The organism is Micromonospora sp. NPDC004551, from assembly GCF_040609975.1.
Classification (GTDB): Bacteria; Actinomycetota; Actinomycetes; order Mycobacteriales; family Micromonosporaceae; genus Micromonospora.
Genome location: NZ_JBEXLM010000002.1, coordinates 175,546 through 199,986 on the forward strand (window position 1 = coordinate 175,546; position 24,441 = coordinate 199,986).

25 protein-coding genes are annotated in these 24,441 nt (G+C 75.1%); 19 read left to right on the forward strand and 6 right to left on the reverse strand.

Going from position 1 to position 24,441, the window contains the following annotated elements; all coding sequences use genetic code 11:
- Positions 1-6 precede the first annotated feature (6 nt).
- The 3 genes from ABZW14_RS04810 (at position 7) to ABZW14_RS04820 (ending at position 3,566) form a co-directional block, all read left to right on the forward strand.
- Positions 7-867 carry a hypothetical protein gene (locus ABZW14_RS04810; RefSeq protein ID WP_355339845.1) on the forward strand — a complete coding sequence of 287 codons (861 nt, stop codon included), beginning with the start codon at positions 7-9 and terminating at the stop codon, positions 865-867.
- 117 nt (positions 868-984) lie between these two features.
- On the forward strand, positions 985-2,511 hold the full coding sequence (locus ABZW14_RS04815) for an AAA family ATPase (RefSeq protein WP_355339847.1): 1,527 nt from the start codon (positions 985-987) through the stop codon (positions 2,509-2,511).
- 47 nt (positions 2,512-2,558) lie between these two features.
- Positions 2,559-3,566, forward strand: coding sequence for a DUF2567 domain-containing protein (locus ABZW14_RS04820; RefSeq protein WP_355339850.1), 1,008 nt, complete (start codon positions 2,559-2,561; stop codon positions 3,564-3,566).
- Here the strand turns inward: ABZW14_RS04820 and ABZW14_RS04825 are convergent.
- A complete protein-coding gene (locus ABZW14_RS04825) occupies positions 3,532-4,236 on the reverse strand; it encodes an LON peptidase substrate-binding domain-containing protein (RefSeq protein ID WP_355339853.1) in 705 nt (234 codons plus the stop codon). The two genes, ABZW14_RS04820 and ABZW14_RS04825, sit on opposite strands and share 35 nt — an antisense overlap.
- 107 nt (positions 4,237-4,343) lie before the next feature.
- Here ABZW14_RS04825 and hisD point away from each other — a divergent pair, with 107 nt between their 5' ends.
- From hisD to hisF, 12 genes are all read left to right on the forward strand, one after another.
- Positions 4,344-5,666 carry a histidinol dehydrogenase gene (gene hisD, locus ABZW14_RS04830; protein ID WP_355339856.1) on the forward strand — a complete coding sequence of 441 codons (1,323 nt, stop codon included), beginning with the start codon at positions 4,344-4,346 and terminating at the stop codon, positions 5,664-5,666.
- A complete protein-coding gene (locus ABZW14_RS04835; protein WP_355339859.1) occupies positions 5,663-6,736 on the forward strand; it encodes a histidinol-phosphate transaminase in 1,074 nt (357 codons plus the stop codon). The genes hisD and ABZW14_RS04835 overlap by 4 nt, the downstream gene beginning before the upstream one ends.
- A complete protein-coding gene (hisB, locus tag ABZW14_RS04840) occupies positions 6,733-7,344 on the forward strand; it encodes an imidazoleglycerol-phosphate dehydratase HisB (protein WP_355339862.1) in 612 nt (203 codons plus the stop codon). The genes ABZW14_RS04835 and hisB overlap by 4 nt, the downstream gene beginning before the upstream one ends.
- 58 nt (positions 7,345-7,402) lie before the next feature.
- Positions 7,403-7,570 (forward strand): hypothetical protein, encoded by a 168-nt coding sequence (locus tag ABZW14_RS04845; RefSeq protein WP_355339865.1) that lies wholly within the window; start codon positions 7,403-7,405, stop codon positions 7,568-7,570.
- Positions 7,570-8,196, forward strand: coding sequence for an imidazole glycerol phosphate synthase subunit HisH (hisH, locus tag ABZW14_RS04850; RefSeq protein ID WP_355339868.1), 627 nt, complete (start codon positions 7,570-7,572; stop codon positions 8,194-8,196). The genes ABZW14_RS04845 and hisH overlap by 1 nt, the downstream gene beginning before the upstream one ends.
- Positions 8,189-8,509, forward strand: a complete 321-nt coding sequence (locus tag ABZW14_RS04855) for a hypothetical protein (protein ID WP_355339871.1) — start codon at positions 8,189-8,191, stop codon at positions 8,507-8,509. Before hisH ends, ABZW14_RS04855 begins: the two co-directional genes overlap by 8 nt.
- A gap of 19 nt (positions 8,510-8,528) precedes the next feature.
- Positions 8,529-9,257, forward strand: coding sequence for a bifunctional 1-(5-phosphoribosyl)-5-((5-phosphoribosylamino)methylideneamino)imidazole-4-carboxamide isomerase/phosphoribosylanthranilate isomerase PriA (gene priA, locus ABZW14_RS04860; protein ID WP_355339874.1), 729 nt, complete (start codon positions 8,529-8,531; stop codon positions 9,255-9,257).
- Positions 9,254-9,697 (forward strand): Rid family hydrolase, encoded by a 444-nt coding sequence (locus tag ABZW14_RS04865; RefSeq protein ID WP_355339877.1) that lies wholly within the window; start codon positions 9,254-9,256, stop codon positions 9,695-9,697. Before priA ends, ABZW14_RS04865 begins: the two co-directional genes overlap by 4 nt.
- 78 nt (positions 9,698-9,775) lie before the next feature.
- The gene (locus tag ABZW14_RS04870) at positions 9,776-10,222 is read left to right on the forward strand and encodes a MarR family transcriptional regulator (RefSeq protein WP_355339880.1); all 447 of its coding nucleotides are present in this window, start codon (positions 9,776-9,778) and stop codon (positions 10,220-10,222) included.
- A gap of 5 nt (positions 10,223-10,227) precedes the next feature.
- A complete protein-coding gene (locus tag ABZW14_RS04875) occupies positions 10,228-10,653 on the forward strand; it encodes an organic hydroperoxide resistance protein (RefSeq protein ID WP_355340192.1) in 426 nt (141 codons plus the stop codon).
- Entirely contained in the window at positions 10,650-11,648 is a 999-nt protein-coding gene (locus tag ABZW14_RS04880) for an NADP-dependent oxidoreductase (RefSeq protein WP_355339883.1), read from the forward strand. Before ABZW14_RS04875 ends, ABZW14_RS04880 begins: the two co-directional genes overlap by 4 nt.
- A gap of 73 nt (positions 11,649-11,721) precedes the next feature.
- Entirely contained in the window at positions 11,722-12,489 is a 768-nt protein-coding gene (gene hisF / locus ABZW14_RS04885; protein ID WP_355339886.1) for an imidazole glycerol phosphate synthase subunit HisF, read from the forward strand.
- Between the two features lie 25 nt (positions 12,490-12,514).
- Here hisF and ABZW14_RS04890 read toward each other — a convergent pair whose 3' ends face one another.
- Positions 12,515-12,976 (reverse strand): hypothetical protein, encoded by a 462-nt coding sequence (locus ABZW14_RS04890; RefSeq protein WP_355339889.1) that lies wholly within the window; start codon positions 12,974-12,976, stop codon positions 12,515-12,517.
- Between the two features lie 141 nt (positions 12,977-13,117).
- Complete coding sequence (locus tag ABZW14_RS04895; RefSeq protein WP_355339892.1) at positions 13,118-13,795, reverse strand: hypothetical protein; 678 nt, start codon at positions 13,793-13,795, stop codon at positions 13,118-13,120.
- Positions 13,796-13,853: 58 nt separating this feature from the next.
- Between ABZW14_RS04895 and ABZW14_RS04900 the strand changes: the two genes are divergently transcribed.
- Complete coding sequence (locus ABZW14_RS04900; RefSeq protein ID WP_355339895.1) at positions 13,854-15,311, forward strand: PLP-dependent aminotransferase family protein; 1,458 nt, start codon at positions 13,854-13,856, stop codon at positions 15,309-15,311.
- Between the two features lie 114 nt (positions 15,312-15,425).
- Complete coding sequence (locus tag ABZW14_RS04905) at positions 15,426-16,697, forward strand: low temperature requirement protein A (RefSeq protein WP_355340195.1); 1,272 nt, start codon at positions 15,426-15,428, stop codon at positions 16,695-16,697.
- Positions 16,698-16,763: 66 nt separating this feature from the next.
- Here the strand turns inward: ABZW14_RS04905 and ABZW14_RS04910 are convergent, their stop codons facing one another.
- The 3 genes from ABZW14_RS04910 to ABZW14_RS04920 all read right to left on the reverse strand — a co-directional run bounded on the left by ABZW14_RS04910 (position 16,764) and on the right by ABZW14_RS04920 (position 20,440).
- Positions 16,764-18,590, reverse strand: coding sequence for a long-chain fatty acid--CoA ligase (locus ABZW14_RS04910; RefSeq protein WP_355339898.1), 1,827 nt, complete (start codon positions 18,588-18,590; stop codon positions 16,764-16,766).
- A gap of 141 nt (positions 18,591-18,731) precedes the next feature.
- Complete coding sequence (locus ABZW14_RS04915; protein ID WP_355339901.1) at positions 18,732-19,682, reverse strand: terpene synthase; 951 nt, start codon at positions 19,680-19,682, stop codon at positions 18,732-18,734.
- Positions 19,683-19,810: 128 nt separating this feature from the next.
- A complete protein-coding gene (locus ABZW14_RS04920; protein ID WP_355339904.1) occupies positions 19,811-20,440 on the reverse strand; it encodes a TIGR03085 family metal-binding protein in 630 nt (209 codons plus the stop codon).
- Positions 20,441-20,655: 215 nt separating this feature from the next.
- On the opposite strand from ABZW14_RS04920, the gene ABZW14_RS04925 reads away from it, so the two are divergent.
- The gene (locus tag ABZW14_RS04925; protein ID WP_355339907.1) at positions 20,656-22,530 is read left to right on the forward strand and encodes an ABC transporter ATP-binding protein; all 1,875 of its coding nucleotides are present in this window, start codon (positions 20,656-20,658) and stop codon (positions 22,528-22,530) included.
- A gap of 56 nt (positions 22,531-22,586) precedes the next feature.
- A complete protein-coding gene (locus tag ABZW14_RS04930) occupies positions 22,587-24,374 on the forward strand; it encodes an ABC transporter ATP-binding protein (RefSeq protein ID WP_355339910.1) in 1,788 nt (595 codons plus the stop codon).
- Positions 24,375-24,441 lie beyond the last annotated feature (67 nt).

The window sequence follows — 24,441 nt, forward strand, 5'->3', positions numbered from 1 at the left end:
CCCGCCATGAGCACCGACACCGAGCCGCCGCGCCGGTCGCGCTCCGCCGCGCTCACCTGGCTCGCCCTGGCCTGCGCGTTGGTGGCGCTGGTGGCCGTCGTCGCCCAGCGGCGCGACCAGCCGGTGGGGGACCGCACGGTGGGCGAGGTGACCCGGGTCGGCGTGGCCGACGGCGCCTCGGTCCCGGCCTACCTGCGTGCCGCCGGCGACGAACTCGCCCGGCTCGACGCCCCGGCGCCCGGCAGCTACGCCCTGGTCTCGTTCGCCGCCTACCTGACGCCGGCGCAGGTGGCCACCACGCTGGGCGGGGCCCCGGTCTCTGCCGTGCTGGCCCGGGTGCCGGTGCCCGGGCGGCAGACCGAGATCGTCCGCATCGCCGCGCTGCGCGTCCCGGACGACGTGGTCGGCGGGATGACCGAGGTGGCCGTGCGCAAGGACCGGGAGGCCGCCGACTACCGGGCCCGCGCCGCCGCCCCGGCGGCCACCGCCGATCCCGAACTGCGCCGGGTGTACGACACCGGGGCCGACGTGGCGGCGCGCGAGGCGGCCGGCTACCGGACGGCGTGCGCCTGCGTCTACGCGGCCGTGGTCCGGGACGCCCCGGACGCCCTGCGGGCGCTGGCCGCCCGTTCCGGTGTCCGGGCGGTCGACCCCGCCCCGGAGGTGACCCGGCTGGACCGTACGGTCTTCACCCCGCCGCTGCCCGAGCAGCGGGACGTGGCCCGCCCGCCCGCCGACACGGGCCTCGCGCCGAGCCCCGGTATGGTCGATTCGTCGGAATCCGCACCGACGGTGACCGGATCCTCACCGGCCCGCGGCCGGCCCGCCTCGGGGGCTGGACCGCCCAATCCCGCTCCCACCTCCTGAGATGTGCAGGTGGGCGGCACCGCACCCGGCCCGGCGCCGAGGAGGGGTACCGGGGGATGTGCGAACCGGGGTGTGGTCCGAATAGGGTTTCGTTCGTAGCCTGTCAGGCGGAGATCGATGGGCTGGGGGAGGGGCGAGGCCTTGGACGGCAGCGAAACCGGCTGGGGTCGGCAGTCTGAGCCGGCACCACGGTGGCGGGCGCTGCTCGACCGGGCCCGGCTCGGCGGTCGCGGCACGGAGCACCCCGACGCCGACCACCACGCCGAGGAGCCCCCGCCGCCACCGGAGCCGCTGCCCCGGCGCGGTGCCGGCACCGGCTGGACGGGCCGGGCGCAGGCCGTCGTCCGCCCCGTCGACGGTTCGTTCGGCGCCGAACCGGCCTACCGCGCCGAGGCGACCTACCGGGTGGAGCCGGCCTACCGGGCCGACCCGCGCTACGGCGGCGAGCCGGCGTACCGGGCGGAGCCCGCCTACCGCGCCGAGCCGGAGCCCCGCGCCGAACCGTCCTGGCGCGCCGAGCCGGAGCCGCGCGCCGAACCGTCCTGGCGGGCCGAGCCGGCCCACCCGCCGGAGCCGAGCTACCCCGAGCCGGCCGCGCGCGGCCGGGGCACCGCCTCGGTCGAGTCCCGGTACGCGCTGCTCGATGGCGGCTACCAACCCGAACCGGCGCCGGTGGAGTCCCGCTACGCGCTGCTGGACCGGGGCCGCTACCGGCCGGAGAACCACTCCGTCGCCGAGCCGGCCCCGCCCGCCACCGGCTACCCGGCGCAGACCGAGAACCACCCGGCCCGCGTCGAGCCCGCCCGGGTGCAGTGGCGCGCGCCGGAACCGGAGACCGACCTGGAGCGGGCGGCCGGAGTGCTCCGCCGCGAGCTGGGCGGGCCGCGCGTACTCGCCTTCGCCAACCCCAAGGGCGGGGTGCACAAGACCACCGCCACCGTGCTCGCCGCGGCCACCGTGGGCAGCGTCCGCGGCCGCGGGGTGCTCGCCTGGGACGACAACGAGCTGCGTGGGACCCTCGGCCTGCGGGCCGGCAGCGCGCGGCACGCCCGGACCATCCGGCACCTGATCCACGACCTCGCCCAGATCGAGATCCTGGAGGGCGCCACCCTGCTGGAGCACCTCGACGACTACCTGCGGCACGCCTCCGACGGCTCGTACGACGTGCTGGCCGGCGAGGAGAGCCCGCGCTTCGCCCAGCGGCTGGACCAGTTCACCGTGAAGCGGGTGCTGGAGCTGCTGCGCCGCACCCACGACGTCGTCTGCGTGGACACCGGCAACAACGTGGAGAGCCCCAACTGGCGCACCGTCATGCAGGCCGCCGACCAGCTCGTGGTGACCACGGTGCCCCGCGAGGACGCCGCGTTCAGCGCGGACTGGATGCTCGACCTGCTGCACGAGGAGGGCATGGGCGAGCTGGCCGACAACGCCGTCACCCTCATCTCCTGCCCCACGCCCGGCCGCACCACCCTCCAGGACGACCTGGAGCGGCACTTCGCCACCCGGACCCGGGCGGTGGCCGTGGTGCCCTACGACCCGGCGCTGGAGACCGGCTCCTCGATCGAATACCACCAGCTCCAGGCGGAGACCCGGCAGGGCTGGCTCAAGGCCGCCGCGGTGATGCTGGAGCCGTTCGGCCGCTGACCGCCACCGCCGCCCCGCACCACCCCGTCGCCTGAGAGGATCACCGGGTGAGTCCGGACACCCCTGATCCCGAGCGGGCCGCCGGCGGTCCCGGCGCGCCCGGCGACGCCGCCCGCCCGCCTGCCGGTGCGGGCAGCTCCCCGCGCCCCGACCGGCCCACCGAAGCCACCCCGCCCGGCGGGTCACCGGGCGACGGAGCGACGCCGGACCGCTCCCTCGCCGAGGAGACGGCCCCCGACCGGTCGCCGATCGCGGGGGAGGCGCCCGAACGGTCCCCGGTCGCCGGAGAAGGCCCCGTCCGGCCCCCGGTCGCGGGGGAGGCGCCCGGCTGGCCCGGCGGCCTGCCGGTGCCCGCCGGCACCCCCGTCACCGCGCCCGGCGCGGACCCGCTCGCCGGCTACCCGGGCGTCGTCGGCGCCGTGCCCGGCGCGCCGTCCGCCACCCGGCGGGCCGGCGGGCGGGCCGCCGCGACCGCCCTCGGCGTGGCGGTGCTGCTGACCGTGCTCGGGGCACCCCTCGGCCTGCTCTGGGCGCTGGTGGCGCCCGGCACGCCCGTGCAGATGACCGACGAGGGCGCGGTCTACGCCACCCCGCAGCCGGAGCAGCCGATCGCCGCGGACGGCTGGTTCAGCCTGCTCGGGCTCGGCTTCGGCGTGCTTGCCGCGATCACCCTCTGGGTGGTGCTGCGCCGGCGGCGCGGGCCGGCCGGCCTGGTCGCCGGGACGCTCGGCGGGCTCGGCGCGGCGGTCGTCGCCTGGCAGGTCGGCCGCCGGATCGGGCTCGGCACCTACCAGCGGCTGCTGGACACCGCGCCGCCCGGGACCGACTTCACCAAGCCCGCCGACCTGCGCGCCGGCGGTATCGACTGGTACGGGCCGCTGCCGGTGCCGCACGGCAACCTGCTGCTGGCGGCGTTCGGCGTGGCCGTGACGTACACCCTGCTGGCGGGCTGGTCGCGGTGGCCGTCGCTGCGGCCGGAGCCGGAGTGGGACGGCGGCTGGGCGCCCGGCGGGCCGGGGATCAGTTCGGCGCCGGGGGACCAGCCAGCTCGCTGAGCGGCACCGGGACCGCCCGGACCTGGCGCAGCAGGGTGGTCTCCCGGTTGAGCAGCCGCAGCTCGGCCCGGAGCCGGCCCGCGGTGTCGTCGATGGCGAGCAGCCGCTGCCGGTCGTCGACGGTCAGCGCCGCGGTCGCGGCGACCAGGTGCGACAGCACGGTCGGATCCTCCGGCAGCTGCTCGGAGATCTCCTGCGGGTCCGGCCGGACCAGGCCCAGATACTGCCGGAAGACCGAGATCACCCGGGCGGCCAGCAGGTCGGCCACCTCGTCGGTGCCGGTCGGCTCGGGCAGCCACTCGACCTCGGCGGTCAGGTAGGGCGCGGCGGCGTCGTCGACCTCGGCGATGCGGAACCGCCGCCGCCCCACCGTGACGATGTCGAACCCGCCGTCGGGCAGCTCGGTGACCTGCCGCAGCTCGGCGGTGCAGCCCACCTCGTGCAGCGTGACCTCACCGCCGGCGGGGGCCGAGCGGCCGGGCGGCCCGGCCGGCGCGACCTCCCAGCCGGCCTGGATCGCCACCACCCCGAACTCGCGGGCCGCGCCCTCGGGCAGCCCGACCAGGTGGCGCACCAGCGCCCGGTAACGCTCCTCGAAGATGTGCAGCGGGAGGACCAGCCCCGGGAAGAGGACCGTCCCGAGCGGGAAAACCGGCAGCCGTGCGGTCACGTGATCGAGCGTATCCCGATCTCGTCCCGGCGGCGTGTCCCGGCTCACCGTCCCGGCTGACGGGCGGCTCCGGTCGGGGCGCCGGCCGGCCGCCTAGACTCGCAAGGGTGTTGAACCGGATCGACCTGCGCGGCGGGGCCCGTGACCCGCGCCGCCTGCTGCCCCGTGCCCAACTCGACGTGTCCGTGGCCGTCGAGCGGATCCGCCCGCTCGTGGAGGCGGTCCGGGAGCATGGGTACCCGGCGATCCGCGAGGCGAGCGAGCGGTTCGACGGCGTGTCCCCGGAGCGCCTGCGGGTGCCGGTCGAGGTGATCCGCGCGGCCGAGGACACCCTCGACCCGCAGGTCCGCGCCGCGCTGCTGGAGTCGATCACCCGGGCCCGCAAGGTGCACGCCGACCAGCGCCGCGCCGACCACACCACCCAGGTGGTGCCGGGCGGCACGGTGACCGAGCGCTGGGTGCCGGTCGACCGGGTCGGGCTCTACGTCCCCGGCGGCCTGGCCATGTACCCGTCGACGGTGGTGATGAACGTGGTCCCCGCACAGGCGGCCGGCGTCCGCTCGCTGGTGGTGGTCAGCCCGCCGCAGAAGGACAACGGCGGCCTGCCGGACCAGCGCGTGCTCGCCGCGTGCGCCCTGCTGGGCGTCGACGAGGTCTACGCGGTCGGCGGCGCCCAGGCGGTGGCCATGCTGGCCTACGGCGCGGCCGTCGACCCGGCGGGCGCCGAGCGCTGCGAGCCGGTCGACATGATCACCGGCCCGGGCAACATCTGGGTGACCGCCGCCAAGCGCCTGCTGCGCGGCGTGGTCGGCATCGACGCCGAGGCCGGCCCCACCGAGATCGCCATCCTGGCCGACGACACCGCCGACCCGGCGCACGTCGCGGCCGACCTGATCAGCCAGGCCGAGCACGACCCCCTCGCGGCCAGCGTGCTGGTCACCCCGTCGACGGCGCTCGCCGACGCGGTCGACGCCGAGCTGGCCCGGCAGGTGCCGGCCGCCAAGCACGCCGAGCGGATCGGCACCGCGCTGCGTGGCGAGCAGAGCGGTGTGGTGCTCGTCGACGACCTGGCGGCGGGGTTGCGGGTGGTCGACGCGTACGCGGCGGAGCACCTGGAGATCCAGACCGTGGACGCCCGCGAGTGGGCGCTGCGGGTGCGCAACGCCGGCGCGGTCTTCGTGGGCGCCTGGTCGCCGGTGTCGCTCGGCGACTACTGCGCCGGTTCCAACCACGTGCTGCCCACCGGCGGCTGCGCCCGGCACTCCTCCGGCCTGTCGGTGCAGTCCTTCCTGCGCGGCATCCACCTCGTGGAATACACGCAGGAGGCGCTGCGCGAGGTGGCCCCGCACGTGGTCACCCTGGCCGGCGTCGAGGACCTGCCCGCGCACGGCCAGGCGGTCAGCGCGCGCTTCCCGGGGGAGACCTCGTGACCACCCTCGACGACCTGCCGATCCGCGACGACCTGCGCGGCCTGACGCCCTACGGCGCACCGCAGCTCGACGTGCCGGTGCGGCTGAACACCAACGAGAACTCCTACCCGGTGCCCGAGCCGGTGGTCGAGGCGATCGGCAAGGCCGTCGCGGCCGAGCTGCGCGACCTCAACCGCTACCCGGACCGCGACGCGCTGGCGCTCCGCGCCGACCTCGCGGACTACCTGGGCCACGGGCTCACCGTCGACCACGTGTGGGCGGCCAACGGCTCCAACGAGATCCAGCAGCAGCTGCTCCAGGCGTTCGGCGGCCCCGGGCGCACCGCGCTCGGCTTCACCCCGGCGTACTCGATGCACCCGCTGCTGGCGCTCGGCACCGGCACCGGCTGGATTCCGGCCGCCCGCGACGCGGACTTCGGGCTGACCGTGACCGACGCGGTCGCGCAGGTCCGGGCGCACCGGCCCGACGTGGTCTTCCTCTGCTCGCCGAACAACCCGACCGGCACGGCGCTCGACCCGGCCGTGGTCGAGGGTGTGCTGGCCGAGGCGCCGGGCATGGTGATCGTGGACGAGGCGTACGCCGAGTTCGCCCGGCCCGGCACGGTCAGCGCGCTCGCCGTGCTGCCGAAGCACCCCCGGCTGGTGGTCACCCGCACCATGAGCAAGGCGTTCGGCTTCGCGGGTGGCCGGCTCGGCTACCTGGCCGCCGACCCGGCCGTGGTGCAGGCGGTGCAGCTGGTCCGGCTGCCGTACCACCTCTCGGCTCTCACCCAGGCCGCCGCCCGCGCGGCGCTGGCCCACCGCGACGCTCTGCTCGGCACGGTCACCGCGATCATGGAGCAGCGCGACCGCATCGTCGCCGACCTGCGCGCCCGCGGCCACCGGGTGGCCGACAGCGACGCCAATTTCGTGCTCTTCGAGGTGGGCGGCGACCAGGCGGGCCCCTGGCGCGCCCTGCTCGACGCCGGTGTGCTGGTCCGCGATGTCGGCCTGCCCGGCTGGCTGCGGGTCACCGCCGGCACCCCCGCCGAGACCGACGCATTTCTGTCTGCAATGGAGAAGTTGTCATGAGCCGGACCGCCCGGGTGGAGCGGATCACCAAGGAGACCAAGGTCCTCGTCGAGATCGACCTCGACGGCACCGGCAAGGCCGACATCGAGACCGGCGTCGGCTTCTACGACCACATGCTCCACCAGATCGCCCGGCACGGCGGTTTCGACCTGACCGTCCACACCGTCGGCGACCTGGAGATCGACGCCCACCACACCATGGAGGACACGGCGCTCGCCCTGGGCGCCGCGTTCGACCAGGCGCTGGGGGACAAGGCCGGCATCCGGCGGTACGGCTCGGCCACCGTCCCCATGGACGAGGTGCTGGTCCGGGCCGCCGTCGACCTCTCCGGCCGGCCGTACGTGGTGCACGACGAGCCGGTGCTCGCGCCGTACATCGGTCCGGTCTACCCGACCAGCATGACCCGGCACATCTGGGAGTCGTTCGGCCAGGCCGCCCGGGTCACGCTGCACGTGGACGTGCTGCGCGCGGCCCGGCCCGGCGGCCACCCGGACGCCCACCACGTGGTCGAGGCCCAGTTCAAGGCGGTCTCCCGGGCTCTGCGCGAGGCCACCTCGATCGACCCGCGCGCGGGGGGCGCGATTCCCAGCACGAAGGGTGCGCTCTGATGAGCGCGAGGAACGCAGCGCAGCGGAGTACCGCAGTCGCGAATGAAGGACGGTTCTGATGCGGGCACTGGCGACGTTGCTGCTGATCCTGGCCGGGGTGCTGGTGGGCGGCACCTGGTCGCTGCACAAGCAGGGCGCGGCCCGCGGCGCGGTGGTCATCACCGGGCTGCTGGCCGTGCTGGCCACCGCCGGCGGGCTGCTCTGGCTGCTTCCCGGGGAGGCGTGATGGGCCGGCGTGTCGTGGTGCTCGACTACGGCTCGGGCAACCTGCGGTCGGCCGAGCGCGCCCTGGCGCGGGTCGGGGCCGACGTGACCGTCACGGCCGACCTGACCGCCGCCGCCGAGGCCGACGGCCTCGTGGTGCCGGGCGTCGGCGCGTTCGCCGCGTGCATGGCGGGGATCGAGGCGCTGGGCGCCGGTCCGGTCATCGCCGACCGGGTCGCCGCCGGCCGTCCGGTGCTCGGCATCTGCGTCGGCATGCAGGTGCTGTTCGAGCACGGCGACGAGCACGGCGTGGTCACCAAGGGGCTCGGGCTGCTGCCCGGCGGGGTGACGAAACTCCCCGCGCCGCGGCTGCCGCACATGGGCTGGAACACCGTGCAGGCCCCGGCCGGTTCGGTGCTCTTCGCCGGCCTGCCGGCCGACGCCCGGTTCTACTTCGTCCACTCCTACGGGGTGACCGCACCGGCCGCGCTGGCCGCCGCCGGTGCCGCCGTCACCACCGCCCACCACGGCGCGGACTTCGTCGCCGGGGTCGAGCTGGGCGCCCTGTCGGCGGCCCAGTTTCACCCGGAGAAGTCGGCCGACACCGGTGCCGCCCTGCTGCGCAACTGGCTCGGCACACTTGAGTAAGGAGCGGGCCCGGCGGCGGGAGGCGCGCCAGGCCGAGCTGGAGCGGGAACGCGCCGCGCGCGCCCGCCGGGTGGCGCGCCGGGAGCGGCGGCGTGCCGTCGTACGCCGGTTGACGCCCGCGGTGCGGCGGGGCCGCACCGGCCGGCTGCGCCGGCACAGCCGCGGCGAGCGGGCCGCGATCGTGCTGCTCACCGGCGCGGCGGTGGCCGGCATCTGGAGTTTCGTCGACGACCTGGCGCTGCGGCTGGCGTTGGTCGTGTTGTTGCTGCTGGTCCTGCCGGCGGTCGTGGTGATCGCCCTGGACCGCCGTTGAAGATGCGAGGAGAAGACTCTTGAGCCTCACCCTGTTGCCCGCCGTGGACGTCGCCGACGGCCAGGCCGTCCGGCTGGTCCAGGGCGCCGCCGGCAGCGAGACCGCGTACGGGGATCCGCTGGAGGCCGCCCTCGCCTGGCAGTCCGACGGGGCGGAGTGGATCCACCTGGTCGACCTGGACGCCGCGTTCGGCCGGGGCACCAACGCGCACCTGCTCGCCGAGGTGGTCCGCCAGCTCGACGTGAAGGTCGAGCTCTCCGGCGGCATCCGGGACGACGAGTCGCTGGAGGCCGCCCTGGGCACCGGCGCGGCCCGGGTCAACATCGGCACGGCGGCGCTGGAGGACCCGGAGTGGTGCGACCGGGTCTGTGGTGAGTACGGCGACCGGGTGGCCATCGGGCTGGACGTGCGCGGCCGTACGCTCTCGGCGCGCGGCTGGACCCGCGACGGCGGTGACCTCTACGAGGTGCTGGCCCGGCTGGACAAGGCCGGTGCGGCCCGCTACGTGGTCACCGACATCACCAAGGACGGCACCATGCGCGGGCCGAACCTGGACCTGCTGCGCGAGGTGTGCGCCCGCACCGACGCTCCGGTGATCGCCTCCGGCGGCGTGTCCACCCTGGACGACCTGCGGGCGCTGTCCTCGCTGGAGTCGGTGGGTGTGGAGGGCGTGATCGCCGGCAAGGCCCTCTACGCCGGGGCGTTCACCGTCGCCGAGGCGCTCGCCACCCTGCGGGCCGGGGCGTGACGGCGGTCGCGGGCGACGGTTCCCGCGCGGAGCCGGCGTCGCCGGATGACGCCGCCGTCACCCGGCTCGGGTCGGGCGGCCCGTGGGAGGCGCTCTACGGCTACAGCCGGGTGGTCCGGGCCGGGCGGTCGGCGATCACGGCCGGCTGCACCTCCACGGTGGACGGCCGGGTGGCTCACGTGGGCGACGCCGCCGCGCAGACCGCCCAGGCGATCCGGATCGGCCTGGACGCGCTCGCCGAGGTCGGGGCCGGCCCGGCCGACGTGGTGCGTACCCGGATGTACGTGACCGACCGGGTGTACGCCGACGAGGTGGGCCGGGCGCACAACGCCGTGTTCGGCGCGGTCCGGCCGGTGGCCACCATGGTGGTGGTGGCCGGGCTCATCGACCCGGACCATCTGGTCGAGGTGGAGCTGGAGGCCTGGCTCGGCGACCGCTGACGGCCGTCCCGGTGTGGCGGCGGCCACCGCGCGCCCAGATTGGTTGTGCACAACTTAATTGGGCGCTACGGTTTTCCGGTGACCGATGATCTGGTGCTGCGCCGGCAGGTGTGCTTCGCCCTCTACGCGGCGTCGCGCGCCCTCACCGACGTCTACCGGCCCATCCTCGACGAGCACGGCCTCACCTACCCGCAGTACCTCGTGCTGCTGGTGCTCTGGGAGCGCGGTGAGGACGCCCCCACCGTCTCCGAGCTCGGCGCGCGCCTCCGGCTCGACTCCGGCACGCTCTCCCCGCTGCTCAAGCGGCTGGAGGCGGCCGGCCTGGTGGTGCGCACCCGCTCGGCGGCCGACGAGCGCCGGGTCGAGGTGAGCCTCACCGCGCCGGGCCGGGCCCTGCGGGAGCGGATGGACGAGGTGCCGCGGCGGGTGGCCCTGGCCACCGGCCTCACCGAGGCCGAGCTGGTCGCCCTGCGCGACACCCTGACCCGGGTCACCGAGACGATCCACCGACAGAAGGAGCAGTGACCACCATGCAGGTGCTCTACACCGCGTCCGCGCAGGCCACCGGTGACGGCCGGGACGGCCACGTCCGCACCTCCGACGGCGGCCTCGACCTGGACCTGGCCGTCCCGAAGGAGATGGGCGGCGCCGGCGGCGCGACCAACCCGGAGCAGCTCTTCGCGGCCGGCTACGCGGCCTGCTTCCACTCGGCGCTACGCGTGGTCGCCCGCAAGGCCCGGGCGGACGTCGCGAACTCGGTCGTCGAGGCCGAGGTGGGCATCGGCCCGAACGGCAGCGGCGGCTACGGCCTCGCGGTCACCCTGGTGGTCGACCTGCCGGCCGTCGAGCGGTCCGCCGCGCAGCAGCTGGTCGAGGCGGCCCACCAGGTCTGCCCCTACTCCAACGCGACCCGGGGCAACATCGAGGTCATCCTGACCGTCCGGGACGCCCGATGACGGCCAACCGGGAGATCCACCTCGCATCCCGTCCGCAGGGCTGGCCGACCGCCGACAACTTCCGGCTGGTCACCACCGAGGTGCCGACCCCGGGTCCGGGCCAGCTCCTGGTCCGCAACCGGTTCATGTCGGTCGACCCGTACATGCGCGGGCGGATGAACGACATCAAGTCGTACGTGCCGCCGTTCGCGCTCGACGCCCCGCTCGACGGCGGCGCGGTCGGCGAGGTGGTGGCGAGCGAGGCCGAGGGCTTCGCGCCCGGCGACGCCGTGCTGCACGGCCTGGGTTGGCGGGAGTACGCGCTGGTCGAGGCCAAGGGCGCGCGGAAGGTCGACCCCGACCTGGCCCCGGTCACCGCCTACCTGGGCGTGCTCGGCATGACCGGGCTGACCGCGTACGCCGGGCTGCTCGACGTGGCGGCCATGAAGCCCGGCGAGACGGTCTTCGTCTCCGGCGCGGCCGGCGCGGTCGGCAGCATGGTCGGGCAGATCGCCAAGCTGCGCGGTGCCGCCCGGGTGATCGGCAGCGCCGGTTCGCCGGCCAAGGTCGAGCGGCTGCGGGCCCTCGGCTTCGACGCCGCCTTCGACTACCACGACGGCCCGGTCCGCGACCTGCTTCGGGCCGCCGCCCCGGCCGGTGTCGACGTCTACTTCGACAACGTCGGCGGCGAGCACCTGGAGGCCGCCATCGGCGCCATGAACCTGCACGGCCGGGCCGCCGTCTGCGGCATGATCGCGCAGTACAACGCCACCGAGCCGCCCGCCGCCCCGCGCAACCTGGCGCTGCTCATCGGCAAGCGGCTCACCCTGCGCGGTTTCCTGGTCGGTGATCACGGGCACCTGCGCGAGCAGTTCGTCCAGGAGATGGCCGGCTGGCTGCGGGACGGCCGGATCTCCTACGACGAGACCGTGGTCGACGGCATCGAGAACGCCCCGGAGGCCTTCCTCGGCCTGCTGCGCGGCGAGAACCTCGGCAAGATGCTCGTCCGGGTGTGACCCGGGCCTCGTTCCCGGCGGCCGGCCCGGTCGGGCCGGCCGCCGGGGCCCACCCGTTGGATAGGCTCGCGGCATGACGGTGGCGGTACGGGTGATCCCGTGTCTGGACGTGGACGCCGGGCGGGTGGTCAAGGGCGTCAACTTCCTCGACCTGCGCGACGCCGGCGACCCGGTCGAGCTGGCGGCCGCGTACGACCGGGCCGGCGCCGACGAGCTGACCTTCCTCGACGTCACCGCCTCCAGCAGCGACCGGGGCACGATGCTCGACGTGGTGCGGCGCACCGCCGAGTCGGTCTTCATCCCGCTCACCGTGGGCGGGGGCGTCCGCCAGGTCGCCGACGTCGACACCCTGCTGCGCGCCGGCGCGGACAAGGTCGGGGTGAACACCGCGGCCATCGCCCGCCCCGAGCTGATCGCCGAGATCGCTGACCGGTTCGGCCGTCAGGTGCTGGTGCTCTCCCTCGACGTACGGCGGGCGCCGGCCGGCACCACCCCCAGCGGCTTCGAGGTGACCACCCACGGCGGGCGCCGGGGCACCGGCCTCGACGCGGTCGAGTGGGCGGCGCGCGGCGCCGAGCTGGGCGCCGGGGAGATCCTGCTCAACTCGATGGACGCCGACGGCACCAAGACCGGCTTCGACCTGCCGCTGATCGAGGCCGTCCGCGCGGTCGTCGACGTGCCGGTGATCGCCAGTGGCGGGGCCGGCCAGGTGGCCCACTTCCCGCCGGCGATCGGCGCGGGCGCCGACGCGGTGCTCGCGGCCAGCGTCTTCCACTTCGGCGAGCTGACCGTCGCGGAGGTCAAGGACGCCCTGCACGGCGCCGGGCACCCGGTCCGCTGAGCCGCCCGCCCCGGTCCGCCGGAGGTCAGGACCGGCCGGGGTGGCCCTCGGGGGAGCGGCGCGGCATGGGGATCGAGCGGACGACATACTCCTGCACCGCCGCCGCGTGGTCGTCCTCGCCCAGTTCCCAGTCGGACTCGTCCGGGGCGGGGCCGCGGCTCAGCACGCCCTGCACGGTGTCCACGGTGGTGCCCAGCCCGGCGCTCGGCCGGCTGCGCCAGAGCCGCTCGCCGTCCGGGGTCACCCGGAACCAGCCGTCGGTGACGCTGACCAGCCCGGCGCTCACGAGCCGGCGCACCGCGCCCTCCACCTCGTGCCGTTCGGGGATGGCCTGGTTGAGGTGGTCGGCGGTGGAGAGCACGTCGGCGAGGCGCACGCCCTCCGGGCGCCGGGTGGCGGCGGCCCGGCGGTGCCGACCGGCGCCGCTCGCGATGACCAGTGAGACGAAGATCCAGGCGTCGCTCCAACGCCAACCGTTCTCCCCCATGCAGGAATGATGCCCGGCCGCGACGGCGGAGAAAACACCCGGTTTCGTTCTCGGACGTCACCGCAGCTCAGCGACGTCCGGGCCGTCCCACCGGGTGGCGGTCGGCGCGGTGGCGGTGACGCTGCGTGACCGAGGGTCGGGTCAGACGGCCTCGCCGGCCGGGCGCGGCGTGCGGGGCAGCGCCGGATCCGCGGCAGGCTCGTCGGCCGGCGGCAGCGGCACCGCGAAGATCGGGATGAACAGCTGGGCGAGCGGCCCGATGGCCAGCGCGTACGCCACGGTGCCGAGGCCCACGGTGCCGCCGAGCAGCCAGCCCAGGGCCAGCACGGTCACCTCGATGACGGTCCGGACCAGCCGGATGGAGTAGCGGGGCCGGCGGGCCGTGAAGCCGGTCATGAGGCCGTCGCGCGGGCCGGGGCCGAGACCGGCGCCCAGGTAGAGGCCGGTAGCGGCGCCGTTGGCGACGATCCCGACGACCAGCAGGGTGGCGCGCAGCGGCAGGCCGTCGCCGGGCGGCAGCACGGCCAGGGTGGCGTCGACGACCAGCCCGATCACCACGACGTTGCTGACCGTGCCGAGGCCGGGGCGCTGCCGCAGCGGGATCCAGAGCAGCAGCACCACGGCGCCGACCGCGATGGTGACCGTGCCGAAGGAGAGGTGGGTCTGCCGGGCGAGCCCCTGGTGGAACACGTCCCACGGGTCGAGCCCCAGGCCGGACCGGATCATCAGCGCCATGCTGATCCCGTAGAGGGCGAGCCCGGCGTAGAGCTGGACGAGCCGCCGGGCCGGCCGGTACCGGAGATTGCCAATTCGTGCCATGGGTGCCACTCTAGGGGCCAATCTGATCCGCAACAGAGCCAATTTCGGAGGGGTGGCCGTGACGAGTCAGGTGCGTGGCGTCCAATTGGCTCGGCTTCTCGGGCAGTGGCATGCCCTGCCGGGCCGCCGCCGCAGCCCCGACTACGCCGCGCTCGCCGCCGCGGTCCGCGGACTGCTCGCCGACGGCCGGCTCCCCCTCGGGGTACGCCTGCCCGCCGAGCGGGAGCTGGCCGAGGCGCTGCGGATCAGCCGGACCACGGTGACCGCCGCCTACCGGGAGCTGCGGGAGACCGGCCACCTGGCCAGCCGCCGCGGCGCCGGGAGCTGGACCATGCTGCCGGGCACCCACCGGATGGCCAGCACCGGGCTGTGGACCCCGCTGGACGACCGGGACATGATCGATCTGGGCGTGGCCGCCCTCTCCGCCCCGGCGCAGCTCGTGCCGGCGGCCCGGGCCGCCGCCGAGGACCTGCCGCGCTACCTGGGCGGGGCCGGTTACCACCCGACCGGCATCATCGAGCTGCGCGAGGCGGTGGCCCACGCGTACACCGAGCGGGGGCTGCCGACCAGTCCCGAGCAGATCATGGTGACCAGCGGCACCCAGCACGCGCTGGACCTGGTGCTGCGGCTGGCCCTGTCGCCCGGCGGCGGGGTGCTGGTGGAGTCGCCCACCTACCCGAACGCCCTCGCCGCGCTGTCGGCCCGGCGCGCCCGGATCACCACCCACGGGCTCGCCGCCGACGGGGACGGCTGGGACGCCGACCTGCTGCTCGGCAGCATCCGGCAGACCCGGCCCAAGCTGGCGTACCTGATCCCCGAGTTCCACAACCCGACCGGCCACCTCATGGCGACCGACCTGCGCGAGCGGCTGGTCGGCGCGGCGCACGCCGCCGGGACCGACCTGGTCGTGGACGAGTCCTTCGTGGACCTGCCGCTGGACGGCACCCCGCTGCCGCCGCCGGTGGCCACCTTCGACCGGCACTCCCGGGTGATCAGCATCGGCGGGATGAGCAAGCCGTACTGGGGTGGGCTGCGGATCGGCTGGGTCCGGGCGTCCGCGCCGCAGGTGCAGCGGCTGGCCGCCGCCCGGGTCGGCGTGGACATGGCCAGCCCGGTGCTCGACCAGCTCGTGGCCGTGCACCTGCTGGCCCAGGGTCCGGGCATCGTGGCCGACCGCCGGCTCCAGCTCGCCGCCCAGCGGGACGCCCTGGTGAAGGCGATGGCCGACCGGCTGCCCGACTGGCGGGTCACCGTGCCGCGCGGCGGCGTGACGCTCTGGGTGGAGCTGGACGGCCCGATCTCCAGCGCGCTGGCCCGCGCCGCCGAGGAGGTCGGCGTACGCCTGGCGCCCGGACCGCGGTTCGGCCTGGACGGCACCCTGGAGCGGTTCCTCCGGCTGCCCTTCACCCTGCCCGTCGCGGACCTGGAGGAGGCCGTGGGCCGGCTGGCCGCGGTCCGGTACGACCTGGACCGGACCGGCCGCCCGCAGTGGCGGGAGCCGAGCGTCATCGCCTGACCCGGGCACCGGCCCTCCTTCCGGTAGGGATCTTCCGATCGGCGCCGGGGCCGGGGTCGCAGCGCGCAGACTGCGCAGGTGAGGAACGGCGGTGGCACCCGGTGGTCGCGCGCCGTGTGGCCCAATGCGCCCGGCTCCCGGACCACCCGGCTGGAACTCTTCTACGACCTCGTCTTCGTCTTCGCGTTCATCAACGTCACCACCCTGACCGCCAGCCTGCTCTCCCCGGCCAACCTCTACCGCTGCCTGCTGGTGCTTGCGCTGCTCTGGTGGTCGTGGACCGGCTTCGCCCGGCTCGGCAACGCGGTGCGCGCCGACCAGGGCCTGCTGCCGGTGGTCGGCGTCTTCACGGTGGCCGCCACCTTCCTGCTGGTGCTCAGCGTGCCGAGCGCGTTCGTCGACCGTCCCGGCGGGCTGCACGGCCCGCTGGTCTTCGCGGGCTGCTACTTCACGATCCGGATGGCGCAGATCGTCGTCCTCGGCGTGCGGGACCGTTCGGATCCGGTCCGGCGCCGCCGGCTGCTGTCGCGCGTCGGGCTGCCGGCGGTGGCCACCGTGCTGCTGGTGGTCGCGGGCACGGTGCCGCAGCGACTGCCGGACCGGCCGCTCGCCGTGGTCCTCCAGTTGGCCCTCTGGACCGTGGCGCTGCTTGTCGAGTACGTCGGCGGGGTGACCCTCGCCGCGCGGTGGTGGGTGGTGGTCTCCGCCGGCCACTGGGCGGAACGGCACGCCCTCATGGTGCTCATCGCGCTCGGCGAGTCGATCATCGCGTTGGGGCTCGGCCCGAAGACCGGGCTGCCGCTCACCCGCCCGGTGGCGGTGGCCGCGCTGCTCGGCGTCCTGGTCGTGGCGATGCTGTGGTGGGCGTACTTCGACACCCTGGCGTTCGCGCTGGAGCAGGCGCTGCACCACGCCCGCGACCCGGCCGCGCGGCTCCGGCTCGCCCGGGACGTCTACACGTTCCTGCATCTGCCCCTGATCGCCGGAACCATCCTCTTCGCCCTCGGCCTCAAGGACCTGCTCGCCGAGTCGGCCAGCCCGGAGACCCCCAGCTGGGGCGAGCCGCTGGGCCCCTTCTGGGCCGCCATCATCTACGGCGGGGTGGGGCTCTACCTGCTCAGCCTCGCCGGTTGCGCGCTGGTGGCGCTGCGGGAGGTGCACCGGCCGCTGCTGATCACGGTCGTGGTGCTCGCCGTCGTGGCCCCGTTCGCCGCCCGGATCCCGGAGCTCGTCGCGCTGGGGGTGCTGGCGGTGCTCACCACCGTCGGAGTGATGGCGGAGACGGTCAGCGAGGACGGCCGGCGGCGCCAGGTGCGGCAGCTCGCGCTCGAGGAGCAGCTCGCCACGGAGGAGGACCAGAGCCGCTGGCGCCAGGAGCACCTGTGACCAGGCGCGGCCGCGGCCGTGCCCCGGGACGGAGGGGCACGGCCGGCGCCGTGCGGTGCGGGCCCGCTACAGCTCGGCGAGGCTGCCCGCGTACATCTTGTCGATCTCGTCGGCGAAGTTGGTCTCCACGCTCCGGCGCTTGATCTTCAGCGACGGGGTGACCTCGCCGTCCTCGATGGTGAGATCCCGGGGCAGGATCGTCACCTTCTTGATCGTCTCCCAGCGGTTGAGCTTGCCGTTCAGCTCGGCCACGTAACCCTCGACCATGGCCTGCGCCTCGGGGGAGGTGACGATCGCCGTGTAGTCGCGGCCCTCCAGCGGCGTGCCGGCGGCCCAGCCCTTGATGGCGTCCGGGTCGAGCGTGACCAGCATCGTGCAGTAGTTGCGCGCCTGCCCGATCACCACGGCCTGCGAGGTGTACGGGCAGACGGCCTTGAACATGCCCTCGATGTGCGACGGCGCGATGTACTTGCCGCCCGAGGTCTTGACCAGGTCCTTCTTCCGGTCGGTGATGCGCAGGTAGCCGTCGTCGTCGAGGGTGCCGATGTCGCCGCTGCGGAAGAAGCCGTCCTCGGTGAACGCGGCGGCGGTCTCCTCGGGCAGGTTGTGGTAGCCGCGCATGACCGGCTTGCCGCGCATCAGGATCTCGCCGTCGGTGTCGATCCGGCACTCCAGGTCGCCCATGGCCCGGCCCACGCTGCCGATCTTCAGCCCATCGGGCGGGTTCACGAACGCGCCCGCGCTGGTCTCGGTGAGCCCGTACCCCTCGGAGATGGGCAGGTTGGCCGCGGCGAAGAAGGTGGCGATCTCCTGGCTCAGCGGCGCGGCCCCGGAGACCAGCACCCGCATCCGGCCGCCGAGCCGGGCCTGGAGCTTGCTGAACACCAGCTTCTCGGCCAGCGCGTACTTCAGTCTCAACCCGGCCGGCACCGGCTTGCGCGCCTGCTCCAGGGCGACCTTCTCCTTGCCCACGGCGACGCCCCAGGCGAAGATCTTCGCCTTCGCGCCGCCGGCGCTCTGGGCCGTGGTGACCGCCTTGTTGTAGACCTTCTCGAAGACCCGGGGCGCGCCGCACATGAGCGTCGGCCGGATCACCCCGAGCAGGTCGACCAGCTTGTCCACCCGGCCGTCGACGTAGGTGGGCAGGCCCACGTGGGTGGCGCCGCAGAGCAGCGTCTTGCCGAACGAGTGGGACAGCGGCAGCCACAGGTACTGCAGGTCGTCGGCGTGCAGGAGGCCCAGCTCGGCCTGCGCCACGCCCTCCCAGCACCAGCCGCCGTGCAGCAGCTCGACGCCCTTGGGCCGGCCCGTGGTGCCCGAGGTGTAGATCAGGGTGGCCAGGTGGTCCGGGCCGATCCCGGCGACCAGCATGTCGATCAGGTCGGGCTCGTTGGCCAGCGCCCGGGCGCCCCGTTCCTCCAACTCGGCCAGGGTGAGCTGCGGGATGCCGGCGGCCGGGTCGGGCGCACCGTCGAAGAGCACCACGTGGGTGAGCGCCGGCACCGCGCTGCCGGCGATCTTCGCCGCCTGGGCCGGGTTCTCCGCGAAGAGCACCTTGGACCCGGAGTCGCCGACGATGTAGGTCGCGTCCTCCGGCTCGGTGGTCGGGTAGACGGTGGTGGTGGCCCCGCCGGCACACATGATCCCGAAGTCGGCGAGCACCCACTCCAGCCGCGTGTTGGCCAGGATCGCCACCGGGTCCTCCAGGCCGACGCCGAGCCCGTGCAATCCGGCGGCGATCGCCCTGGCGCGCTGCCCGACCTGCTCCCACGTCAGCCAGACCGGCCCGGAGTCGTCCGGCGCGGGGTGGGCGAAGGCGTGGCGGTCGGGGGAGTCCGCCACACGCTTGAGGAACATGTCGGGTACGGAACGGTACGGTACATCGAGAGCCATCGCTGTAGCCGCCTTCAGAGGGTGGAGGGACGTGACGGGGGTCACGCCATTCTGCGGTTACCGAAGAGTATTGCCTGGACCGGGGCAGCGGCTAGCCCTTCTGGCCTGGGGCGACCACGGTCCCGGGAGGTGGAACGCAGCTCAGGCGTACCGGGTGGCGGCGCGGGACCAGTCGTAGGTGGCCCGGATCCAGTTCCGCCGGGTGGCGAGGAAGGCGTGGACCCCGTCGTCGCCCGTCGCGGCCAGCGCGGCGTCCCGCTCCGCGTACGCCGCCAGGCCTTCGTTGAACCGGGCGGCCGCCGCGCGCAGCGCCGCCTCCTCGCCCCGCCGGGTCTCGCCGGCGATCGTGGTGACCAGGTTGTGCGCGTCCGGGCCGGTCGCCCGCTCCTTGTCGTAGGAGAACAGGTCGTTGCACCAGCAGACCAGGTCGGCGGCGAGCGCCTCCAGGGCGGCCAGCGCCGGATCCGCCCGCCGGGCCGGGCCGGTGACGGCCGGCTGGGCCAGGTCGGTCAGGGTGAAGCTGGGCCGGGCGCCACCGGTGTGCCGGCGCATCTGCACGTACTCGGCCACCCCGGGCACCCGGCGGTGCTCCCGGTTGGCCGCCTCCCAGAGCAGGGCCAGCAGGTACTCACGCAGCTGGCTGACCAGGCGCAGCAGCAGCGCCGGCCGGCGCCGGTCGCGGACCCGCCGGCACAGGTCGTCCAGCGCCACGGCCAGCGGGCCGGCCGCGGCCGGGGCCGGCGCGGCCGGATCGCCGTGCCGGTCGAGCACCTCCAGCAGGGCCGCCACAGTCGGCGCGAGCTGCGTCGGGCTGGCGCCCAGGCCGTCCTCGTCGCACGCGTCGTCCATCACGAACAGCCAGCTGATCAGGTCGGCGAGCAGCCGCAGCCCGTCGACCGGCGCGTCCGGGCAGGCCCGCCCGGCCAGCTCCACGGGGTGGGCGCCGGCCAGTCGGCGCAGCCCCGCCGGAGTGTCGATCAGGCCGATGTCGACGACCCACCCGGCGCTCTGCCCGGCGACCATCTCGACGGCGGCGTGCCGGCGCGCCGGGAAGGGGGGTTCGTGCAGTGCCGAGAGCGCGAAGCCTCGCATCCGTCTCCCCTTGTCCCGCCGCCCCGGGGTTGGGCGGCGGCACAGGAGCGTACGGCAGGCTGCATCGGCCTCGGTCGCTGGGCCGCAGCCGGTCCCACCACGTTCGGCCACCGGGCGGGCACGCTCCGTCAGAAGCCCAGGCCGGCCGTCCGCAATCGCTCCGCCGGCTCGGCCGGGCCGTCCACCTGCACCCGGGCCACCCGCTGCCGGCCGGAGAGGAACAGCACCAGCTCGCCCGGCGCGCCCACGACCCGCAGCCGCTCGCCGCCGCGGCCGACGGCCCGCTCGCCGTAGCCGGGGGCCTGGATCAGCAGGTCCGCCGGGAAGCGCCGCAACGCCAGCCGGGCCAGCACGGCGGCCCGCTTCCAGAGCGCCGCCTGCTGGCGGGCCGGCAGGTTGCGGGGAAGCCAGCCCGGCCGGGCCCGGCGCACGTCCTCGTGGTGGATGAAGAACTCCAGGCCGTTGGCCAGTTCGTCGGTGAGGGGGTTGCTCACCGGGCTCCACACCGGCGGACGGCGGACCCGGGCCACCAGGTCCGGGTAGGGCCCGGCGGCCACCCGCCGGCGCACCGCCTCGCCGTAACCCCGCAGCGGCGGCAGCAGGATGCCGCCCGCCGCGTCCGGCCGGCGCTCCCGCACCAGCAGGTGCGCCGCGAGGTCGCGGGTGGTCCACCCCTCGTTGACCGTCGGCGCGTCCGGTCCCAGCTCCAGCATCAGGTCGGCGAGCGCCTCGCGCTCCGTTCGGGCGTACCGCGGCATGGCCCGATCGTAGGCCCGCGGGCCGGTGCGCGCGTCCGGCGCGATCCGGCGGCGGCGTCGCGTGGCCCGCGCCCGGCTCGGCCGGGCGGGCATCCGCCCTGCTGGACGGCTCGTGCGGGAGGGAGTGACGGCCGACATATCGGGGCCGGGTCGGCGGAGCCGGGGTCAAGCGGTAAGGATGAGGGAGAAAACTGTGGCTTACGGCGGGGGAGAGCGTGGCGAGCGCGACAAGTCGGGACGTCCTCGGCAGAGGACTACGGGTACTCGGCCGGGCCATCCGGGAGCAGCCGCGCATCTTCGCGGTCGCGGTGGCCGGCAGCGTGCTCTTCGGCCTCATGGTGATCGCCAGCGCGTACGTGGTCGGTGCGGTGGTCGGCAAGGTGGTGGTCCCGGCGGTGGCCCGCGGGTCGGTGACCGGCGGCGCCCTGGCGCTCGCCGCCGCCGCCCTGTTCGGGATCAGCGTGCTGCGGGTGGTCGGCATCTTCGGCCGCCGGCTCGGGGCCGGTTACATGCAGTACCGGCTCCAGGCCGCCTACCGCCGCCGGGTCACCCGCCGCTACCTGGACCTGCCGCTGGCCTGGCACCACCGCAACGCCACCGGCACCCTGCTCTCCAACGCCAACTCGGACGTCGAGGCCGCCTGGTACCCGATCGCGCCACTGCCCTTCGCCGTCGGCACCCTCGTGATGCTGGTCGGCGCCGTGGTCTCGCTCTTCCTCACCGACTGGGCCCTCGCGCTGGTCGGCCTGGCCGTGTTCCCGGCGCTGTTCGCGCTCAACGTGGTCTACTCCCGCCGGATGGCGCCCCGCCAGGCCCGCGCGCAGCGGCTGCGCGCCGAGGTCAGCGGCATCGCCCACGAGAGCTTCGACGGCGCCCTGGTGGTCAAGACGATGGGCCGGGAGGCCCAGGAGACCGCCCGGTTCGCCGCGCGGGCCGGCGACCTGCGGGACGCGCTGATCTCCGTGGGCAAGCTGCGCGGTGTCTTCGACCCGATGCTGGAGACGCTGCCCAGCCTCGGCACGCTCGCCGTGCTGGTGGTCGGCGCGGTCCGGCTCCGGCAGGGCGCGATCACCGTGACCGAGCTGGTCAGCGTGGCCTTCCTCTTCACCGTGCTGGCCTTCCCGGTGCGGGCCATCGGCTGGGTGCTGGCCGAGCTGCCGCGCAGCGTCGCCGGCTGGGACCGGGTCCGCCGGGTCCTCGACGCCACCGGCGAGATGCCGTACGGCGAGGTGACGCTCGACCCGGCCACGCCGGCACCGGCCACGCTCGCCTTCCACGACGTGCACTTCGGCTACGAGCCGGCCGAGGCGCACCTGCCCGGCACCGAGGTGCTCGGCGAGGTCACCTTCACCGTGCCGGCCGGGAAGACGGTCGCCCTGGTCGGGCCGACCGGCGCCGGCAAGTCCACCATCACCTCGCTGGCCGTGCGGCTGGTCGACCCGCGCACCGGCACGGTCACCCTGGACGGCGTCGACGTGCGGGAGCTGACGGCCGCCTCGCTGGCCTCGACGGTGGCCCTGGTCGCCCAGGTGCCGTTCGTCTTCGACGACACGGTGCGGGCCAACATCACCCTGGACCGCGCCGGCATCGGCGACGACGAGGTCTGGGCGGCGCTGCGGCTGGCCGAGGCGGACGGCTTCGTGGCCGCGCTGCCCGACGGGCTGGACACGATGGTCGGCGAGCGGGGCACCTCGCTCTCCGGCGGGCAGCGGCAGCGGCTCACGCTGGCCCGGGCGCTCGCCGGCCGGCCCCGGCTGCTGGTGCTCGACGACGCCACGAGCGCCGTCGACCCGCGGGTGGAGGCGGCCATCCTGGCCGGGCTGCGCGCACCTGCCGACGGGGGAGCACCCGCCTCGATCGTGGTGGTCGCCTACCGGCGGGCCACCATCGCGCTCGCCGACGAGGTGATCTACGTCGAGCACGGCCGGGTGGTGGCCCGCGGCACGCACACCGACCTGCTCGCCACCGTCCCCGGCTACGCCGACCTGGTCACCGCCTATGAGCAGGCCGAGCAGGAACGCGAGCAGACCCGCACGTACGACGAGGTCACCCCGCTGACCTCCGGGCTGGAAATCGAGGTTGACCGGTGAGCGCGAGGAGTGAGCCGGGCCTGCGAGCCCCGCAGTCGCGAACGAAGACCGACACGGTGAGCGCGACTGTTGAGGCCGAGCGGCCGGCCGAGGCGACCGAGTCGACCTGGCGGACGCTGCGGCGCGGGCTGGCGCTCTCCCCGGAGCTGAAGACCGGGTTGGCCGGCACCCTGGCGCTGGCCCTGATCTACATGATCGGCCGGGTCGCCGTGCCGGTGGCCGTGCAGCGCGGCATCGACCACGGCATCGTGGGCGGCCTCGACCTGGACGTGGTCTCGCTGACCGTGGTGGTCACGGCCGCCGTGCTGGTGGTCACCACCACCTGCGGCTACCTGATGATGCGCCGGCTGTTCACGGTCAGCGAGACCGCGCTGGCGGGGGTGCGCACCCGGGCGTTCCGGCACGTGCACGACCTGTCCATGCTGCACCAGCAGTCCGAGCGGCGCGGGTCCCTGGTCTCCCGGGTCACCAGCGACGTCGACCAGATCACCCAGTTCCTCCAGTGGGGCGGCGTGATCCTCATCGTCAACCTGGGCCAGCTCGTGGTGACCACCGTCGTGATGCTGGCCTACTCCTGGCAGCTGACCCTCGTGGTGCTCGCGGCGTTCGCGCCGGCGGTGCTGGTGATCCGGCTGCTCCAGCGCCGGCTCGCCGGCGCGTACGGGCTGGTCCGGCAGCGGATGGGCACCCTGCTCGGCACGATCGGCGAGAGCGTGGTGGGCGCCCCGGTGATCCGGGCGTACGGCATCTCCGGGCGCACCGCCCGGCGGCTGGACGCGGCGATCGAGGGGCAGCGCAGGGCTCAGCAGAAGGCCATCCGGATCAGCATCGTGGGCAGCTCCGTCGGTGAGCTGGCGGCCGGCCTGGCCCTCGCCGGCGTGGTGGTGGTCGGGGTCAACCTGGGCGTCGACCGCACCCTGTCGATCGGCCAGCTCACCGCGTTCCTGTTCCTGGTGACGCTCTTCATCCAGCCGGTGCAGATCGCCACCGAGGTGCTCAACGAGGCACAGAACGCGATCGCCGGCTGGCGCCGGGTGCTCGACGTGCTGGACGTCGCGCCGGACGTGGCCGACCCGGGGGAGCAGGGCCGGCAGCTGCCGTCCGGCCCGCTGGACATCCGCTTCGCGGGCGTGACCTTCGCGTACCCGGGCGGCCCGCCGGTGCTGCACGACGTGACGCTGGAGATCCCGGCCAAGAGCCGGGTGGCCGTCGTGGGCGAGACCGGCAGCGGCAAGACCACCTTCGCCAAGCTGCTCACCCGGCTCATGGATCCCACCGAGGGCGAGGTGTTGCTGTCCGGCGTCTCGCTGCGCGAGGTGCGGTTCGAGTCGCTGCGCTCGCGGGTGGTGATGGTTCCGCAGGACGGCTTCCTGTTCGACGCCACGGTGGGGGAGAACGTCCGGTTCGCCCGCCCGGAGCTGACCGACGCGCAGCTCACCGCCGCCTTCTCCGAGCTGGGCCTGGCCGACTGGCTGGACGGGTTGCCGGCCGGTCTGGACACCCCGGTGGGCGAGCGGGGCGAGGCGCTGAGCGTCGGCGAGCGGCAGCTCGTCGCGCTGGCCCGGGCGTACGTGGCCGATCCCGACCTGCTGGTGCTGGACGAGGCGACCAGCGCCGTCGACCCGGCCACCGAGGTGCGCCTCCAGCGCACCCTGGACGCGGTCACCCGGGGCCGGACGACGCTGGCCATCGCCCACCGGCTGTCCACGGCCCAGGCCGCCGACGAGGTGATCGTGGTGGACCGGGGGCGGATCGTGCAGCGGGGCCCGCACGACGAGCTGCTGCGGGACCCGGAGTCGGTGTACGCCCTGCTCTACGCCTCCTGGCTGGAGCAGACCCGCTGATCCTGCGGGTCCACCCGGGCTGGAGCACCCGGTCGCCGGCCCGGCCGAGTCGGCCCGGCTGCTGCAC

What these genes read in the sequence shown, in the direction of transcription:
- ABZW14_RS04810 (WP_355339845.1), top strand. Translation starts at nt 7, where the DNA reads ATGAGCACCGACACCGAGCCGCCGCGCCGGTCGCGCTCCGCCGCGCTC.
- ABZW14_RS04815 (WP_355339847.1), top strand. Translation starts at nt 985, where the DNA reads ATGGGCTGGGGGAGGGGCGAGGCCTTGGACGGCAGCGAAACCGGCTGG.
- hisB (WP_355339862.1), top strand. Translation starts at nt 6,733, where the DNA reads ATGAGCCGGACCGCCCGGGTGGAGCGGATCACCAAGGAGACCAAGGTC.
- ABZW14_RS04845 (WP_355339865.1), top strand. Translation starts at nt 7,403, where the DNA reads ATGCGGGCACTGGCGACGTTGCTGCTGATCCTGGCCGGGGTGCTGGTG.
- hisH (WP_355339868.1), top strand. Translation starts at nt 7,570, where the DNA reads ATGGGCCGGCGTGTCGTGGTGCTCGACTACGGCTCGGGCAACCTGCGG.
- ABZW14_RS04875 (WP_355340192.1), top strand. Translation starts at nt 10,228, where the DNA reads ATGCAGGTGCTCTACACCGCGTCCGCGCAGGCCACCGGTGACGGCCGG.
- ABZW14_RS04880 (WP_355339883.1), top strand. Translation starts at nt 10,650, where the DNA reads ATGACGGCCAACCGGGAGATCCACCTCGCATCCCGTCCGCAGGGCTGG.
- hisF (WP_355339886.1), top strand. Translation starts at nt 11,722, where the DNA reads ATGACGGTGGCGGTACGGGTGATCCCGTGTCTGGACGTGGACGCCGGG.
- ABZW14_RS04890 (WP_355339889.1), bottom strand. Translation starts at nt 12,976, where the DNA reads ATGGGGGAGAACGGTTGGCGTTGGAGCGACGCCTGGATCTTCGTCTCA.
- ABZW14_RS04895 (WP_355339892.1), bottom strand. Translation starts at nt 13,795, where the DNA reads ATGGCACGAATTGGCAATCTCCGGTACCGGCCGGCCCGGCGGCTCGTC.
- ABZW14_RS04910 (WP_355339898.1), bottom strand. Translation starts at nt 18,590, where the DNA reads ATGGCTCTCGATGTACCGTACCGTTCCGTACCCGACATGTTCCTCAAG.
- ABZW14_RS04915 (WP_355339901.1), bottom strand. Translation starts at nt 19,682, where the DNA reads ATGCGAGGCTTCGCGCTCTCGGCACTGCACGAACCCCCCTTCCCGGCG.
- ABZW14_RS04920 (WP_355339904.1), bottom strand. Translation starts at nt 20,440, where the DNA reads ATGCCGCGGTACGCCCGAACGGAGCGCGAGGCGCTCGCCGACCTGATG.